Here is a 15,636-nt window from a genome sequence, read left to right as displayed (position 1 = left end):
ACAGCCCGCGCGCGACGCGTACTTATTCGTCGAGTTTCTCGCGGAGCAGTTGGTTCACCGTGCCGGGGTCGGCGCTCCCCTTGGACTTCTGCATGACCTGTCCAACGAGGAAGTTCAGTGCGCCACCCTCTCCTTCGTGGTAGTCGGCGACGGCGTCGGGGTTCTCGTCGATTGCGTCCTGAACGAACCCACCGATCTCGTCGTCATCGGCCTTGCCGAGTCCTTCTTCGTCGACGATGGTGTCGGGGTCGGTGCCCTCGTCGAGCATCTTGCGGAGGACGATTTCTTCGGCGTTCTTCGTCGTCACCTCGTCGGCGTCGACGAGTTCGACGAGACGGGTGAACTCGTCCAGACGGTCCGAGACGTCGGTGATGAGCATGTCGCGGTAGTTGAGTTCACCCAGCAGATTGTCGGCGACCCACGTCGCTGCGAGGTCGGCGTCGAACTCGGCGGCGACGTCTTCGAAGAAGTCGGCGACTTCCTTCGTGGAGGTGAGTTTCGACGCAGACTCTTCGTCCAGTCCGTACTCACTCTGGAAGCGCTCGCGGCGCGCGTCGGGGAGTTCCGGAATCGGAATCTCTTCTTTCCAGTGGGCGACCTGGAGCGGTGGGAGGTCGGCCTCCTGGAAGTAGCGGTAGTCTTTCTCTTCTTCTTTCGAGCGCATCGAGACGGTGATGCCGCGAGACTCGTCCCAGTGACGGGTCTCCTGTTCGATGGCGCGGCCACGTTTGACGGCGTTCTTCTGGCGGGTGACTTCGTAGGCGAGTGCCTTCTCCGCACCCTTGTGGCTGGAGATGTTCTTGACCTCGGTGCGGTTCGCTGCTTCGAGCGCCTCGTCGGAGATAGAGCCGTCTTCCGCGACTTCGTCGGCGGGGACGAGCGAGATGTTCGCGTCGATACGGAGCGACCCGTCGCGGGTCGCATCGAAGACGCCGAGGTACTCCAGCACCTCTTCGAGTTTCGCGAGGAACGCGCGGGTCTCTTGGGGGCTCCGGAAGTCCGGTTCCGAGACGATTTCCATCAGCGGCGTGCCGGCGCGGTTGTAGTTGACGAGCGTGTAGTCGGCAGTGTCGATGCTCCCGCCCTTGTGCTGGAGGCTTCCGGGGTCCTCTTCGAGGTGGGCGCGCGTGATGCCGATTTTGCGGCGCTTGCCTTCGACAGAGACCTCCAGCGTACCGTCGGCGCAGATGGGTGCGTCGTACTGGGTAATCTGGAAGTTCTTGGGCAGGTCGGGGTAGTAGTAGTTCTTCCGGTGGAACCGGGTGTCTTCGGCGATGGTGGCGTTGAGTGCCTTGCCGATTTTGACGGCCGATTCGACAGCGTTCTCGTTGAGTACCGGGAGCGCACCGGGTAGCCCGAGACAGACCGGGCACACGCGGGTGTTCGGCGCTTCGTCCTCGGCAGGCTCGGTCGAACAGCCACAGAAAATCTTCGTGGACGTCTCGAGTTGAACGTGGACTTCCAACCCGATGACGACCGCGAGTTCGCGCTGTTCGAGCGCTTGCGCAGTCATTGGGCGCGCTTCGACGGCGGTGGGCTAAAGACTAACGGGACGGGCGCGAGCGGGCAGTCTACTGGTGGTCGCTCAGATTCAGGCTCTTTCTTCGACGGGGGCTCACTCGCGGCCTGCTGGCGGGGCCACTTATCACGTCACACTCCCTCTCGACACGTACTCCAGATGACCGAGGAACTCAAAACCCGCGTCTGCGACGCCATCGACGCCCGTGCAGACGATATCATCGCCTTCGCGAAAGACGTGCAATCCGAACCCGAACTCGGGTACAAAGAGGTTGAAACGACGAAGAAAGTCGTCTCGATGTTCGAAGACCTCGACCTCGATGTCGAGACAGAACTCGCTATCACCGGTGCTCGCGCTCGCGCCGGGTCAGGCGACTTTGTTGCGGCCGTCCTCGGCGAACTCGACGCACTCGTCAACCCTGACCACCCGCTTGCTGACCCAGAAACCGGTGCAGTTCACGCCTGCGGACACAACGCGCAACTCGCTCACCTCGTCGGGTCCGCTATCGGACTCGTCGGGAGTGGCGTCGTGGATGAACTCGACGGTGCAGTCGAGTTCGTGGCCGTCCCCGCTGAAGAGTATCTCGACCTCGACTATCGGCGGCAACTCCTCGACGCGGGCGATATCGAGTTCTTCGGCGGCAAGCAGGAACTCATCCGCCGCGGCTACGTCGACGACTGGGACGCCGCGGCGATGATGCACGCCGGCAGCAACACACCGGACCGAACCATCACGAGTAGTTTCTCGACCAACGGATTCGTCGGGAAGTTCGTCACCTACAGAGGGAAAGAAGCCCATGCAGGCGCGGCCCCCGAAGAGGGTATCAACGCGCTCAACGCCGCGATGCTCGGGATGAACGCGGTCAACGCCCAGCGAGAGACGTTCCGCGACGAGGACCACGTTCGCGTCCACCCAATTATCACACGCGGTGGCGACGGCGTGAACGTCGTTCCTGCCGAGGTAACCATGGAATCGTACGTCCGTGCGGCCTCCATCGAAGCCGTTTCGGAGGTGAACCAGTCGGTCAATCGAGCGCTCGCGTCCGGGGCGATGGGCGTCGGTGGCGACGTCGAAATCGAAGACTATCCCGGCTACATGCCGTTGCAGACGAACGAGACGCTCGCGTCGTTCTACGACGAGAACGCCCGTGATATCGTCGGACCGGATGCCATCACAGAGGGAGACCAACACCTCTCGGGGTCGACCGACATGGGCGACGTCACACAACTCGTCCCCGGCATTCATCCGTGGACCGGCGGGTTCGAGGGAGCGGTCCACGCCCGTGACTTCCGCGTCGTCGACGAAGAGATGGCGTACGTCATCCCGGCCAAACTCACAGCCTGCATGCTCGTCGACGTTCTCACCGACTCCGAGGCGATGGACGAACTCCGTGCCGCCAAAGCTGAAAAGCGGTCCCGTGAGTCGTACCTCGACGCGGTTCGAACCTTCAGAGGAACGACGACCGAGTCGTACCGTGAGGACGCTGACGACGGGTCGGACGATAGCTGAATAGAGACCCTCGTTGCGAGTGAAGCGGTGCGACCGCTCGCGCACGTATCACATTTTCGGTGATTGTCTGACGCACATTTATGTCTCACGCGTGGGGCTATTCTACCCATGAGTAATCGGGTGGAGGAACTCGAATCACAGGTTACAGAACTGCGAGCAGCGGTGAACGGACTCACCGAAGAACTCGTCGAGACAAAAGAGCGACTTCGACAACTCGAAGACGCGAACGACGTCGAGGTGCCTTCGCGCGCCGCTCGTCGCCGTGGCGACTGGACGCCTGCCGAGGAGTCCGCGCCCGAGCAAGCCGACGCGGCAGAGTCGGTCGACGGCGATGAGACTAAAACGGATGAGGCCGACGAGTCTGACGAAGAAGAAAGTCAGGCACCCGACGACGACATCATCGTCGCCTAATCGGGCGCGCTGGCCCACGTAGGCACGCCCTGTGTCCATACGGCGTGTCACCCTTGCGGGCGTCGCCCGCGCGAACACCAACACATGCACATCAAAGAGCTCGTCCTTGACGGTTTCAAGAGCTTCGGGCGGCCGACCCGCATCCCGTTTTACGAGGATTTCACGGTCGTTACGGGCCCGAACGGTTCCGGGAAGTCGAACATCATCGATGGCGTCCTGTTCGCCCTCGGCCTCGCCCGTACCCGCGGGATTCGCGCCGAGAAGCTAACCGACCTCATCTACAACCCCGGCCACGCTGACGGGAGTGACGAGGCGGCGAAACAGCCGAAAGAGGCCAGTGTCACTGTCGTCCTCGACAACTCCGAGGGGACACTCGACCGGTCACAGGTCGTCAACGCCGCCGGCACCGACAAGGTCGGCGACGTCGACGAGATAACCATCAAGCGCCGCGTCAAGGAGACGCCGGACAACTACTACTCGTACTACTACCTCAACGAGCGCTCGGTCAACCTCTCGGACATCAAGGACCTGCTCGCGCAGGCCGGCATCACGCCCGAGGGCTACAACGTCGTCATGCAGGGCGACGTAACCGAGATTATCAACATGACGCCTTACCAGCGTCGTGGCATCATCGACGAGATCGCGGGCGTCGCCGAGTTCGACGCGAAGAAAGACGCCGCCTACGGCGAACTCGAAGCGGTCGAAGACCGCGTCGAAGAGGCGGACCTCCGTATCGAAGAAAAGGAGACGCGCCTCGACCAGCTCGCCGACGAGCGTGAGACAGCGCTTCAGTACAAAGGCCTCCGCGACGAGAAAGAAGAGTACGAAGGCTACCTGAAGGCAGCAGAACTCGAAGACAAACGCGACGACCTCTCGCGCACCGAGTCGCGTATCGAGTCGACCGAGTCCGACCTCGAATCGCTGCAGGCAGAACTCGACGAACGACAGGGGAAGGTCACCCGTCTCGAAGAGGACCTCGAAGACCTCACGCACGAAATCGAGCGGAAAGGCGAAGACGAGCAACTCCGCATCAAATCCGAGATGGAGGAGATAAAAGGCGACATCGCGCGCCTCGAGAACTCCATCGAAGCGGCCGAAGAGAAGCGTGACGACGCCGAGGCCGAACGGCGGAAGGCGTTCGTCGACATCGACCGCAAACAAGAGAAGATCGACGACCTGTCGGGCGACATCCGTGAGATAAAAGTCGAGAAAGCGTCGGTCAAGAGCGACATCCAGTCCAAGCAGGTCGAACTCTCCGAAGTGCAGGCCGAAATCGACTCTGTCGACACCGAGTTCGACGAACTGAAGTCCGAACTCGCAGAGAAGAAGGAGACCGTCGACGAGTACAAAGACGAGAAGAACGACCGACAGCGGGCGAAAGACCGCCTCCTCGACGACGCGCGTCGTCGTTCGAACGAGATTTCGGAGACACAGGCCGAAATCGAGGCCGCACACGAGCGCATCCCCGAACTGAAGGCGACGCTGTCGGACCTGCACAGCGAACTCGACACCGCCGAGAAGAACAAATCGAAGATAGACGAGGTCATCGAGGGACTGCAAGCCGAGAAAGCCGAGTTGAAAGACGACCTCTCGGAGGTCAACGACGACCTCCAGACCAAACAGTCCGAGTACGCCCGCCTCGAAGCGCGGGCCGGGTCGGACGGCGACAACTCGTGGCCACGCGCGGTCACGACGATTCTCAACGCTGGACTCTCCGGTGTTCACGGTGCAGTCGGCCAACTCGGTTCGGTCGACGGCGAGTACGCCAAAGCGTGTGAGACGGCCGCTGGTGGCCGCCTCGCGAACGTCGTCGTCGACGACGACGGTGTCGGGTCGTCCTGTATCAACCACCTGAAGTCCCGAAACGCGGGTCGCGCGACGTTCTTGCCCATCACGAAGATGGACAACCGCGGCCTCCCGCGAAAGCCGTCTCATCCCGGCGTCGTGGACTTTGCGCGGAACCTCGTCGACTACGACGCGCAGTACGAGTCCATCTTCTCGTACGTTCTCGGGTCGACGCTCGTCGTCGAAGACATGCAAACTGCCCGCGACCTGATGGGCGACTACCGCATGGTCACGCTCGACGGCGACCTGGTCGAACGCTCCGGAGCGATGACCGGTGGGTCCGGCGGTGGCTCTCGCTACTCCTTCTCGAAGTCGGGCGAAGGCCGTCTCGAACGCATCGCCAAGGAGATTACCAAACTCGAAGACCGTCGTCGGTCGCTCAACAGCGAACTCCGTGACATCGACGACGACTTAGAAGACGCCCGTGGTCGGGCCTCCGACGCGGCCGACCGGGTGCGTGTCATCGAGCGCGAAATCGAAGACGCCAAAGAAGACATCGACGCCGCCGAAGACGAAATCGAGCGGCTGAACGACCGACTCGACGAACTGCAGTCTGAACGCGAGTCGGTCGACGAGCAGATGTCCGACCTCGACGACGAGATTGCCGAGTACGACGAGAAGATAGCGGCAGTCAACGCGGACATCGAGGAAATCGAGCGAGAACTCGCCGACTCGGAGATTCCGGAACTTACCGCTCGGGCAGACGAGATTCGCGCGGATATCGACGACCTCGAAGACCGAATGGGAACCCTCGACGGCCGACTCAACGAGGTCCAACTGGAGAAACAGTACGCCGAAGACGCGGTCGACGACCTCCACGACACGGTCGAGACCGCCCAGAACCGCAAGGCAGAGGCACGACAGACAATCTCCGACGCCGAGTCGAAGATAGAAGACCGCGAAGACGACCTCGACGAGAAACGAGCGGCCGTCGCCGAACTCGAAGAAGAATTGGTCGACCTCAAGGAAGACCGACGCGAACTGCAGGAGGACCTTCGCGAAGCCCGCACTGCCCGCGACGAGAAGAAAGACCGGGTGCACGCGGTGGAGTCCAAACTGGAGAGCATGCAGTCGGCCGCCGAACGCCTCGAATGGGAGATTGAGGAACTCGAAGCACAGGTTGGCGACTACGACCCCGACGAGATTCCCGACCACAGCACGGTCGAATCCGAAATCGAGCGACTGACCGAAGAGATGGAGGCACTCGAACCGGTCAACATGCTCGCGATCGAGGAGTACGACGACGTGAAGGCCGACCTCGAAGACCTCCAACAGCGGCGTGACGTGCTGGTCGAAGAGCGCGACGCCATCCAAGAGCGCATCGAGCAGTACGAGTCACAGAAGAAACAGACGTTCATGGAGTCGTTCGACGCGATTGCCGAGAACTTCACCGACATCTTCGAGCGACTCTCCAACGGGACGGGACGACTCCATCTGGAGAACCCCGAAGACCCGTTCGAGGAAGGCCTGACGATGAAGGCACAACCCGGCGACAAGCCGATTCAGCGTCTCGACGCGATGTCCGGTGGCGAGAAGTCGCTGACGGCACTCGCGTTCATCTTCGCCATTCAGCGGCACAACCCCGCGCCGTTCTACGCGCTCGACGAGGTCGACGCCTTCCTCGACGCCGCGAACGCCGAGCGCGTCGGACAGATGGTCGACGACCTGGCTGGCGACGCTCAGTTCGTCGTCGTCTCCCACCGCTCTGCACTCCTCGAACGCGCCGAGCGAGCAATCGGCGTGACGATGCAAGGCGACAACGTGAGCGCCGTCACCGGCATCCAGTTCGGTGGCGGTGACAGCGGACCCGGTTCGGACGAGACCGGTGGCGACGGAAGCGACGGTACTGACGGCCACGGTGGCGACGGAAGCGACGACACCGACGACGGCGACGACGGCGACCACGGTGGTGACAGCGGCGACGAGACGGTGACGGAACCGGAGGTCCCGGCGGATGACTGACGACATTCCGAAACTCAACCTGACCCGCGAGCGCGGCGAGCGCGGCGACGCCGACGACAGCGACCCGTTCCAGTTCTCTGGTGAGGCTGCTCTCGACGGTGACGACGACCACGACACCTCCCAAGATGGGTCCGTCGACGACGTTCTCCCGGACGACGTATCAGAGTCAGACGACGACGAAGTCGAGCCCGTCGAACTCCTCGTCCAACTCGCGAAGGAGGGAAAAATCGACCCGTGGGACATCGACATCGTCGAAGTGACGGACGCGTTCCTCAACCGCCTCGACGCGATGGACCTCCGGACCACCGGGCGCGCGTTGTTCTACGCGAGCGTGTTGCTTCGGATGAAGTCCGACGAACTCCTCGCACCGGACGAACCCGAGGAAGAAGAACTCGAACCGTGGGAACTCGCCATGCAGGGTGGCGCAGGCGACGGCCACCCTAGCGACGACGGTGCACCCGGATTCGACCCCATCGCGTCGCTCGAAGCGGAGATGGACCGCCGCCTCGAACGCAAACACGCGCGCGGGTCGCCCGAGACACTGGACGAACTCGTCCACGAACTCCGTGAAGCAGAGCGCGGGTCGTGGTGGAAGCGCCGCCGGGAGTACGACACCTCACAGTCACCACGTGGATTTTCGCGCGGGACACAGACACTCGACTACCACACGCCCGGCGAGATGCGCGGTGCTGGTGAACCGACCGAAGACGACGTGACTGGCACGGCACACAACGAAGACATCGAAGCAATCGTCGAGGAAGTCGGTGCCGTCCTCTCGGAACACTACGAGAAGGGTCGAGACGAGGTGCTGTTCGCCGAGATTCGACACGTGGCAGACACTGTAATGACGACGTATCTCGCGCTGTTGTTCCTCGCGCACCGAAGTACCGTCTATCTGAAACAGGACGAACTGTTCGGTGACCTCTGGATACGGAACCCCGAGGTGTTCGACGGAACCGAGACGGACGACCAGTCCGGTGCGGACGACAGAGACACCGAATCAGAAGTCGAAGCTATCGCCGACGACTGAAGCCAACCTACTTTCTGCGGTCGGCGTTACGAGAGGTGAGCAGTGACGTCAGTCGACGAAATCATGCCAACGTAGTCGTCGTCGACGACCGGGAGATGTTTGATACCGTAGTTGGTCATCATCGCGGCGACTTCTTCCATGTAGAGGTCGGGGGTGGCAGTCTCGACGTCGGTCGTCATCACGTCGGTCACTTTCAGATTCGAGACGTCTCGCCCGTCGGCGACGGCGTCGAGCACGTCGGTACTGCTGATGATGGCGCGCGGTGTGGTCCGGACGACCAAGGCACTGATTTCCTTGTCACGCATCTGCTGTGCGGCCTCCATCACCGTCGCGTCCTTCGAAATCGTCTCGAGTGGTGAGGACATTACGTCTTTGACTTTCACTCTGTCTGTAGAACTCATGGGAGTATAGAACTGTACGGGGGGTTATGAAAGTGTACGCAGTGACAGAGTGGGTCGTCTCCCAGAGACGACACCGAGCACGTCGACAGCTTACTCGACGTACTTCTCGATGAGTGGCGCGAGTTTCTCCTTCGTCTCGGCGGGGATTGCCTCGTCGGGCGTGTTGATGGTCCCTTCGAGCGCGGAGTGACTGTCCGTCTCGTGGCCGTCGGGAATCTTGCGAATCGCGGCTTCGACGGTCTCTTTGATGGCCTCCTCGTTGGCGGCGGCGTTCTTCAGCACCTCTTCGAGCGTGACTTCGCTGTCTTCTTTCCAGACGTCGTAGTCGGTGACGCCGGTGATGGTCGCGTAGGCGATCTCGGCCTCGCGTGCGAGTTTTGCTTCCGGAATCGTGGTCATGCCGACGATGTCCCATCCCTGTGCGCGGTAGTGTTCGCTCTCGGCCTTCGTGGAGTACGACGGACCTTCGATGCAGACGTAGGTGCCGCCCTCCTGTACCTTCGCGTCGGTCGCTTCCTCGGCCGCTTCGGCGAGGATGGAGACGAGCTCCTCGTCGTACGGCATCGCGAACGGTTGGTGAACGACCATGCCCTCGTCGAAGAACGTCAGGGGGCGGTGTTTCGTGCGGTCGTAAATCTGGTCCGGAACGACGAGTGTCTGCGGCGGGAGGTCTTCTTTCAGACTCCCGACGGCGTTGCTGGCGAGGATGTGCGTGACGCCGAGTTTCTTCAGTGCGAAGATGTTCGCACGGTAGGGGAGCGTCGTCGGCGAGTGCTGGTGGTCTGGGCCGTGTCGTGGCAGGAAGACGACTTCTCGGCCGGTGTCGCCGAACTCGCCGACGATGGGCGTCGTCGAGGGTTCGCCGAAGGGTGTCTCGACCGGTTCTTCGCGGGTGTTTTCGAGGGGCAGCGCCTCGTAGATTCCGCTGCCGCCGATAAATCCGATTTTCATACTCGTAGGTCGGGGAGGATGCACAAAATCGTGGCGAAACACCGTCTCATCGGGGAATCTGTGGCTGGCCGGTACCGCTTGCGTCGATGAGGCCGGTACTGCTTGCGTCGGCGAGAGTGATGAGAACCGAGAACCTCGCGACGCTGAGATTCGTCGCCGCAAAGATGGCGTCGATACGTAATCGGGTGTACCGCCGGCATCAGCAGTGTTGCCCGGTTAACGCCTTCGAATTATGACAGGAATAAATCAATAAGATATATAATGAATGTCCTATGTAACCAATTATCATGGCGTCAGAATTCGGCGTATTGTCACTCGTACCGCCACTGTTGGCAATCGTGCTGGCAGTTGCGACCCGCAGGGCGATGCTGTCGCTCTTCATCGGCATCTGGGTCGGTGGAATCATCTACACAGGTGGTACCGGTGTTGCACAGTTGTACGATTGGATCGTCTCGTCCATCGGTGGAAGTACGTTCAACGCGAAGATTCTGGTCTTCACGCTCCAAATTGGGGCCGGAATTGCACTCATCTGGCGGTTAGGAGGTGCAATCGCTATCACCAACTTCGCGACGAAACGGATCGACTCACACCGGAAGATCGGTATCGCGACGTGGTTGCTCGGCATTCTGTGGAACTTCGACGACTACGCGAACAACGCGATCGTCGGCAGTTCGATGAAGAACCTCGCCGACGAGCTGAAGATGTCGCGCGAGAAGTTGGCGTATCTGCTCGACTCGACTGCTGCACCGGTGGCGACCATCGGTATTTCGAGTTGGGTTGCCTTCGAAATCGGCCTCATCGCCAACCAGTACGAAGAACTCGGTATCCAGGCGGAGACGCCCTCTGCTGCTGCGACGTTCATCCAGAGTATCCCGTTCAACGTGTACGCGATTCTCGCGATCGCGATGGTCGGTATCATCGTCATCACGCAACGTGACTTCGGAGAGATGCTCGACGCCGAGTCCCGTGCACAGCGGACGGGTGACGTCATCCGAGAGGACGCACAACCGCTCCAGAACATCAAGGACGAACTTGGTGAACCGCTCTCTGATAATGCTCCACTGCGAGTGTTCTTCCTGCCAGTCATCGCGCTCGTTTCCGTCGTCATCGGCGGCGCGGCGATGATGGGCTACGCACCCGGCCGAACGCCCGTCGAGATGGTCAGTAACACCGACGTTGCGACGGCGCTCGTCTGGGGGTCGTTTGCCATGGTTACGATGGCCGTCGTCGTCGGATTGAGCGAGGACATTATGTCGCTCGGTCAGTCGATGGAGACGATTCTCGACGGGTTCGGGACGATGCTCCCAGCAGTCAGTATCCTCGTGCTGGCGTGGTCTATCGGTGCCGTTGCGAGTGCGTTGGGAACCGGGGCGTACGTCACGCAGTATGCGGAGGGCGTCGTCTCGCCCATGATGGTTCCCGTCGTCGTCTTCGTCACCTCGGCGTTCATCTCGTTCGCTATCGGGACGTCGTGGGGGACGATGTCCATCATGACGCCGATCGTCATCCCATTGGCGTGGGCGATTGGTGGGAACGACCCGAGCTTCATCGCTGTCGCCATCGGTGCGATGTTTAGTGGAGCAATCTTCGGCGACAACTGTTCGCCAATCTCGGACACCACCGTCCTCGCGTCGACGTTCGCGGGGTCGGACCACATCGACCACGTCCGGACACAGATGTACTACGCGTTCACCGTCCTCCTCGCCACCATCGTGGTGTACTTCCTGTACGGTGCAACGAACCTCAGTCCGCTCGTGTTGCTTCCAGTCGGGATTCTCACGCTCGTCGGCCTGGTCTACGGGTTCTCCGAACTGGACGCTCGGCGGAAGAACCTCTCGGCGAAACCGACTTCGTCGAACGCATCCACGAGAAACGTGAGCAGCGACGACTAACACCTCTTTTCGCACACGTTTCTCCGTCCGCACTCGCAGCCCACTCGACCACTCGCGAGAGACGAGACGGGGTTCTGTCCCGAGTCTGTGGTTACACGACGAGGCCGGCGTCCAGGAGGAAGATGAGAACTGAGAGTATCGGGACGCTCAGGAGCGTCGTCGCGAAGACGGCGGCGGAGACGAACTCACCGAGATTGACTGTCGACCCGCTCGTGTCTCCGAACTCGCCGACGAGGATGAGCGGCGTCACCGCAGCGGGCATCGCAGATTCGAGGACGAACGTCCGCGCGACGACGGGGTCACCGAACCCAGCGACGAGGACGATTCCAACGGCGATTGCAGGGGCGACGACCATCTTCAGGCCCGCGACGAGTCCGACCTCTCTGAGCGTGGACCCGAGGTCTGCACCTGCGAGTTGAATGCCGAGGATGAGGAGCATGATTGGAATCGACGAGTCGCCGACGAGTTTGAGCGTCTGCATCGCGGCGATGTCAGTCGGCGGAACGACACCGAGCCACCGGACGACGAGTGCAGCGACGACGGCGTACACGAGCGGGATACGGAGCACCCGCCCGAGTCCGACGCGCCAACTCGGTGTGTCGTCGCTACCGCCGGACGACCCCCGACTAGCGATATAGACGCCGAGCGTGTAGATGAGCACGCCCTGCACTGCGAGGTAGACGACGGCGGTCGACCGACCCGTGTCGCCGAAGGCGAACGAGGAGACGGGGATGCCGTAGTTCCCGGAGTTCGGGAAGGCAGAGACGAGAACGAGCGCACCGAGGAGCGGTTCTGAGAGGCCGGCGAGTCGAGCGAGGCCCCCAGCGACGAGAATCATCACCACGTGGTAGACGACGACACCGGCCGTGAGCGTCGCCAACGTCGCGCCGGCGAGTTCGGTCGTCGCGAGGCTATAGAACACGAGCGCAGGCGCGAGAACGTACACCGTCACGGTGTTGAGTGGGTCCGGGTCGATGTCGCGGGTCCGCCCCAAGACGAACCCCACCGCACCGATAGCGAGGATTGGCAACAGGGCTGTGACAAAGATAGACAGAAGCGACATGCGCGTGCCGACGGATGTAACGCTCACCAACGTTTCGCTTCTGCCGCGAAAAGAACGGAGACCACAGCTCCCTGCGCCTCGCTGGCGCGGGGGCGTTGGCGTCGATTAGGCGCCGACGCCGTCGTTTTCGAGGAGACGCCACGCACCGTCGCCAGCAGATTCGACGACGTTGCGTCGCTCCATCTCCGCGATGACTTCCTGCATCCGGTCGGGTTGGGCAATCTCCATCTCGATACGGTCGACGTCGTGGAACTCTGCGAGGTAGTGACGAATGTCGTCCAACTCGAACGTCTCTTCGTCGGCTTTCGACATGACACCAGAGATGAGGTCGATCATGTCCTCGATGAAGTTCCACGGGTAGACGACCCACGCCCACTCTTCGAGACGCTCGCCGACGTAGTCGGGTTCGAACTCACTCGTCTGGAGCAGTTGGAGCGTCGCGGTACGGACTTCGCCCGCGTTTCGGTCGGTCACGTACTCGTAGGCGTGTTTGATAGACCCGCCGGTGTCGGCGATGTCGTCGATGATGAGTACGTCTTTGCCTTCGACGCTTCCCTCTGGCATTGGGTAGCGTACTTCTGGTTCGTTCGACTTCTGGGCAGTACCGACGTAGTGTTCCATCTTGAGACTCGTCAGGTCGTCGAGCCCAACGAAGTCGCAGATACAGCGCCCCGCAAACCAACCGCCGCGTGCCAGCGCGACGATGACTTCGGGTTCGAACTCGGACGACTTGACTTCGTCCGAGACGTCACGACAGAGTCCGTAGATGTACTCCCAGTTTGTGATGGTGCACTTAAATTCGTCGGGGAGATCGCCCATATCTTCTGTTCACCGTCCATATTGCAGTGCCTAACGCCCTTTAATCTGTACGTCTCGTTCCGACCGTGGGTGACAGTCACAATGTGCGGAAAAGCCCAATTAAGAGACCATTAACCCCGGATTCGTGATTTCAGGCATACACTAACACATGCTAACAATGCACATAGTTATGTCGGGTGAAGGTGTACCCGATTTCGTAGGTGAGCTAAACATGCACACGTGTGGTAACTGTGGTGAGTTCGTGTCCCGTGACTTCGTTCGCGTCTTCGGCAACGATATGGACGAAGTCGTCGGTTGTCCATCCTGTATGAACATGCGAGAGGTGATGCAGGGGAACGGTGCGGCCGCGCAGTCGAGCCGTGTCCGTTGGACTCGCGCGTAACCCAAGACGTCCAACTATCCGGTCCCCGAACAGCTCTCTTTGTCCTCCATTTTCGCCCGCTGACCCACGGGTTTGATACAGTGTCGTGCAGTGCGCACTTCCATGGACCGACGCCGCGCCCTCCTCGTCGACGCGTTTACGACCGAACCACTGTCCGGTAACGTCGCCGGTGTCGTCCCCGACGCCGACGGACTGGACGCGGAACAGATGCGCGCAGTCGCAGCCGAACTCGGTGCGAGCGAGACGGCGTTCGTCTGCTCGTCGGGCAGTGCAGACCGCCGAATCCGCTACTTCACGCCGACTCAGGAGATTGACCTCTGTGGTCACGCGACGATTGCAGCGCACGCCCATCTCGCCGCCGAGCGCGCCATCGAACCGGGAACTCACACGCTCGAAACGAACGTGGGGACACTCGATATCGAGATCGGAGAACTCGGTGAGGTCTGGATGACACAGGACGCACCGACGATACAACAGCTCGACGTCGACTACGACCGAATCGCGGAAATGCTCGGTGTCGACGTCGCTGCACTCCGTGACGTGGGCGCCGACTTACCCATCGCCCTCGCATCGACGGGGCTTCCGTTCGTGGTTGTTCCGGTGAACTTCCTCGAACACCTCTCTGCCGCGACTCCCGACTTCGATGCCATCGACGAGTTCGCCGCAGAATACGACGCCGCGGGCATCTACGCGTTCACGTTCGATACCATCGACGGTGACTCGACGCTCCACGCCCGCTGTTTCGCACCGGGTGTCGGCATCCCCGAAGACCCCGCCACTGGCACTGCGAGTGGTGCGTGCGGTGCGTACCTCCGACAGATGGGTGCGTTCGATTCGGTTCCTGACGAACTTCGGTTCGAACAGGGCCACTTCGTCGACCGACCGAGTCTCGTCCGCGTCACCGTCGACGAGCGGATTCAGGTCGGTGGCCGGGCGGTGCAGTCGCTCGATGGTGAACTCGCCGTCCCCGAATTCGAAGCGGACGACATCATCGAGGCCTGACACCCTCACTCGGTGCGGGCCGCGATACTCGTTCTCCCGATGCCCGACGCCTCGACCAGTCTCCGACGACTTAGCCGATGTACCGCAGGTCGTCGTCGCTCGGAATGCTCTGTTGTTGTTGCTGTTGCATCTCCTGAATCTTCGCGGCGACTTCTTTCATCTCTTCTGCCCGGTCTTCGAGGGCTTCGAAGTCGACGCTGAAGTCGAGGAGCTCTTGGAGGACTTCGATGACGACCTGTGCGCTCTGTGGGTCGACGAGATAGCCACTCGTCTCGCCCATCAGACACGCTGCAGTGAACCCACGCCGGCCGCCGAGTCCGAGGAGGAGGCCGGAGACGCCGACGATGCCGCCAGCGGGTTCGCCGTCGCGGAACTCGACGCCGACGTCTTCGAGTTCTTCCACCTGTGACTCATTGGTGACGGCACCGAGGACCGACGGTTCGTCGACGAGTTCGCCGGTGGGGACGCCGCCCAGTGCGAACAGTCGGTCTGCACCGAACTCCTCGGCGATGTCGAGGAAGGTGTCTGTGAGGTGGTAGTGACCCTCGTTCGACTGCGCCTGGTGGTCGCCGGTGAGCAAGAGCAAGTCTGGACCCTCGCCCGGCGTCTCGACGGCGTGCACTTCTGCGTGCGTCAACTCGGCGACGCCCGATTCGAGCGTCACCTGTGGCGGGAACACGTCGGCGTAGATTCGACGGACCAGCGTGGCCTCTTCGAACTCTTCGAGCAGGTGCTCGACGGCGAGCTTCCCGACGTTTCCGACACCCGGAAGCCCCTCGATGAGGACGGGGTCGGAGAGGTCAACCTCTGCGACAGCCTCGATTTCGATGTCGTCCATGCACGTAGTGCC

At 61.5% G+C, this 15,636-nt stretch carries 13 protein-coding genes; 7 read left to right on the top strand and 6 right to left on the bottom strand.

The genetic code is table 11. The annotated features are described in order from the left end of the window. Positions 1–22 precede the first annotated feature (22 nt). Positions 23–1,513 carry an Asp-tRNA(Asn)/Glu-tRNA(Gln) amidotransferase subunit GatB gene (gene gatB / locus GJR98_RS00285; RefSeq protein WP_151134301.1) on the bottom strand — a complete coding sequence of 497 codons (1,491 nt, stop codon included), beginning with the start codon at positions 1,511–1,513 and terminating at the stop codon, positions 23–25. Positions 1,514–1,678: 165 nt separating this feature from the next. Here gatB and GJR98_RS00280 point away from each other — a divergent pair, with 165 nt between their 5' ends. The 4 genes from GJR98_RS00280 to GJR98_RS00265 all read left to right on the top strand — a co-directional run bounded on the left by GJR98_RS00280 (position 1,679) and on the right by GJR98_RS00265 (position 8,276). Next, positions 1,679–3,028 (top strand): amidohydrolase, encoded by a 1,350-nt coding sequence (locus tag GJR98_RS00280; protein ID WP_151134298.1) that lies wholly within the window; start codon positions 1,679–1,681, stop codon positions 3,026–3,028. Positions 3,029–3,136: 108 nt separating this feature from the next. Next, complete coding sequence (locus GJR98_RS00275; RefSeq protein WP_151134295.1) at positions 3,137–3,439, top strand: DUF7518 family protein; 303 nt, start codon at positions 3,137–3,139, stop codon at positions 3,437–3,439. Positions 3,440–3,523: 84 nt separating this feature from the next. Then, on the top strand, positions 3,524–7,246 hold the full coding sequence (gene smc, locus GJR98_RS00270; protein ID WP_151134292.1) for a chromosome segregation protein SMC: 3,723 nt from the start codon (positions 3,524–3,526) through the stop codon (positions 7,244–7,246). Beyond that, positions 7,239–8,276, top strand: coding sequence for a segregation and condensation protein A (locus GJR98_RS00265; RefSeq protein WP_151134290.1), 1,038 nt, complete (start codon positions 7,239–7,241; stop codon positions 8,274–8,276). Before smc ends, GJR98_RS00265 begins: the two co-directional genes overlap by 8 nt. A 26-nt stretch (positions 8,277–8,302) precedes the next feature. Here GJR98_RS00265 and GJR98_RS00260 read toward each other — a convergent pair whose 3' ends face one another. Beyond that, complete coding sequence (locus GJR98_RS00260; RefSeq protein ID WP_191965394.1) at positions 8,303–8,677, bottom strand: CBS domain-containing protein; 375 nt, start codon at positions 8,675–8,677, stop codon at positions 8,303–8,305. A 90-nt stretch (positions 8,678–8,767) separates the two neighbouring features. Beyond that, on the bottom strand, positions 8,768–9,628 hold the full coding sequence (gene mtnP, locus GJR98_RS00255; protein ID WP_151134286.1) for an S-methyl-5'-thioadenosine phosphorylase: 861 nt from the start codon (positions 9,626–9,628) through the stop codon (positions 8,768–8,770). A 287-nt stretch (positions 9,629–9,915) separates the two neighbouring features. On the opposite strand from mtnP, the gene GJR98_RS00250 reads away from it, so the two are divergent. Then, entirely contained in the window at positions 9,916–11,520 is a 1,605-nt protein-coding gene (locus tag GJR98_RS00250; RefSeq protein ID WP_151134278.1) for a Na+/H+ antiporter NhaC family protein, read from the top strand. Between the two features lie 91 nt (positions 11,521–11,611). Here the strand turns inward: GJR98_RS00250 and GJR98_RS00245 are convergent, their stop codons facing one another. Beyond that, the gene (locus tag GJR98_RS00245; protein WP_151134274.1) at positions 11,612–12,583 is read right to left on the bottom strand and encodes an AEC family transporter; all 972 of its coding nucleotides are present in this window, start codon (positions 12,581–12,583) and stop codon (positions 11,612–11,614) included. Between the two features lie 105 nt (positions 12,584–12,688). Then, complete coding sequence (locus GJR98_RS00240) at positions 12,689–13,402, bottom strand: phosphoribosyltransferase (RefSeq protein WP_151134271.1); 714 nt, start codon at positions 13,400–13,402, stop codon at positions 12,689–12,691. Between the two features lie 211 nt (positions 13,403–13,613). On the opposite strand from GJR98_RS00240, the gene GJR98_RS17380 reads away from it, so the two are divergent. Next, positions 13,614–13,784 (top strand): DUF7563 family protein, encoded by a 171-nt coding sequence (locus GJR98_RS17380; RefSeq protein WP_191965393.1) that lies wholly within the window; start codon positions 13,614–13,616, stop codon positions 13,782–13,784. A 102-nt stretch (positions 13,785–13,886) separates the two neighbouring features. Beyond that, a complete protein-coding gene (locus tag GJR98_RS00235; RefSeq protein WP_151134268.1) occupies positions 13,887–14,786 on the top strand; it encodes a PhzF family phenazine biosynthesis protein in 900 nt (299 codons plus the stop codon). 70 nt (positions 14,787–14,856) lie between these two features. On the opposite strand, the gene GJR98_RS00230 is transcribed toward GJR98_RS00235, so the two are convergent. Further along, positions 14,857–15,624 (bottom strand): proteasome assembly chaperone family protein, encoded by a 768-nt coding sequence (locus tag GJR98_RS00230; RefSeq protein WP_151134265.1) that lies wholly within the window; start codon positions 15,622–15,624, stop codon positions 14,857–14,859. Positions 15,625–15,636 lie beyond the last annotated feature (12 nt).

The sequence above is a fragment of the Haloferax marinisediminis genome, from assembly GCF_009674585.1.
GTDB classification, from domain to species: Archaea; Halobacteriota; Halobacteria; order Halobacteriales; family Haloferacaceae; genus Haloferax; species Haloferax marinisediminis.
Note: the sequence above shows the minus strand (reverse complement) of the source record. Positions and strands in the feature narration are given on the sequence as shown.

Excerpts from the sequence above, each read along its gene's own strand:
- gatB (WP_151134301.1), bottom strand. The coding sequence starts at position 1,513 with ATGACTGCGCAAGCGCTCGAACAGCGCGAACTCGCGGTCGTCATCGGG.
- GJR98_RS00280 (WP_151134298.1), top strand. The coding sequence starts at position 1,679 with ATGACCGAGGAACTCAAAACCCGCGTCTGCGACGCCATCGACGCCCGT.
- GJR98_RS00275 (WP_151134295.1), top strand. The coding sequence starts at position 3,137 with ATGAGTAATCGGGTGGAGGAACTCGAATCACAGGTTACAGAACTGCGA.
- smc (WP_151134292.1), top strand. The coding sequence starts at position 3,524 with ATGCACATCAAAGAGCTCGTCCTTGACGGTTTCAAGAGCTTCGGGCGG.
- GJR98_RS00265 (WP_151134290.1), top strand. The coding sequence starts at position 7,239 with ATGACTGACGACATTCCGAAACTCAACCTGACCCGCGAGCGCGGCGAG.
- GJR98_RS00260 (WP_191965394.1), bottom strand. The coding sequence starts at position 8,677 with ATGAGTTCTACAGACAGAGTGAAAGTCAAAGACGTAATGTCCTCACCA.
- mtnP (WP_151134286.1), bottom strand. The coding sequence starts at position 9,628 with ATGAAAATCGGATTTATCGGCGGCAGCGGAATCTACGAGGCGCTGCCC.
- GJR98_RS00250 (WP_151134278.1), top strand. The coding sequence starts at position 9,916 with ATGGCGTCAGAATTCGGCGTATTGTCACTCGTACCGCCACTGTTGGCA.
- GJR98_RS00245 (WP_151134274.1), bottom strand. The coding sequence starts at position 12,583 with ATGTCGCTTCTGTCTATCTTTGTCACAGCCCTGTTGCCAATCCTCGCT.
- GJR98_RS00240 (WP_151134271.1), bottom strand. The coding sequence starts at position 13,402 with ATGGGCGATCTCCCCGACGAATTTAAGTGCACCATCACAAACTGGGAG.
- GJR98_RS17380 (WP_191965393.1), top strand. The coding sequence starts at position 13,614 with ATGCACACGTGTGGTAACTGTGGTGAGTTCGTGTCCCGTGACTTCGTT.
- GJR98_RS00235 (WP_151134268.1), top strand. The coding sequence starts at position 13,887 with ATGGACCGACGCCGCGCCCTCCTCGTCGACGCGTTTACGACCGAACCA.
- GJR98_RS00230 (WP_151134265.1), bottom strand. The coding sequence starts at position 15,624 with ATGGACGACATCGAAATCGAGGCTGTCGCAGAGGTTGACCTCTCCGAC.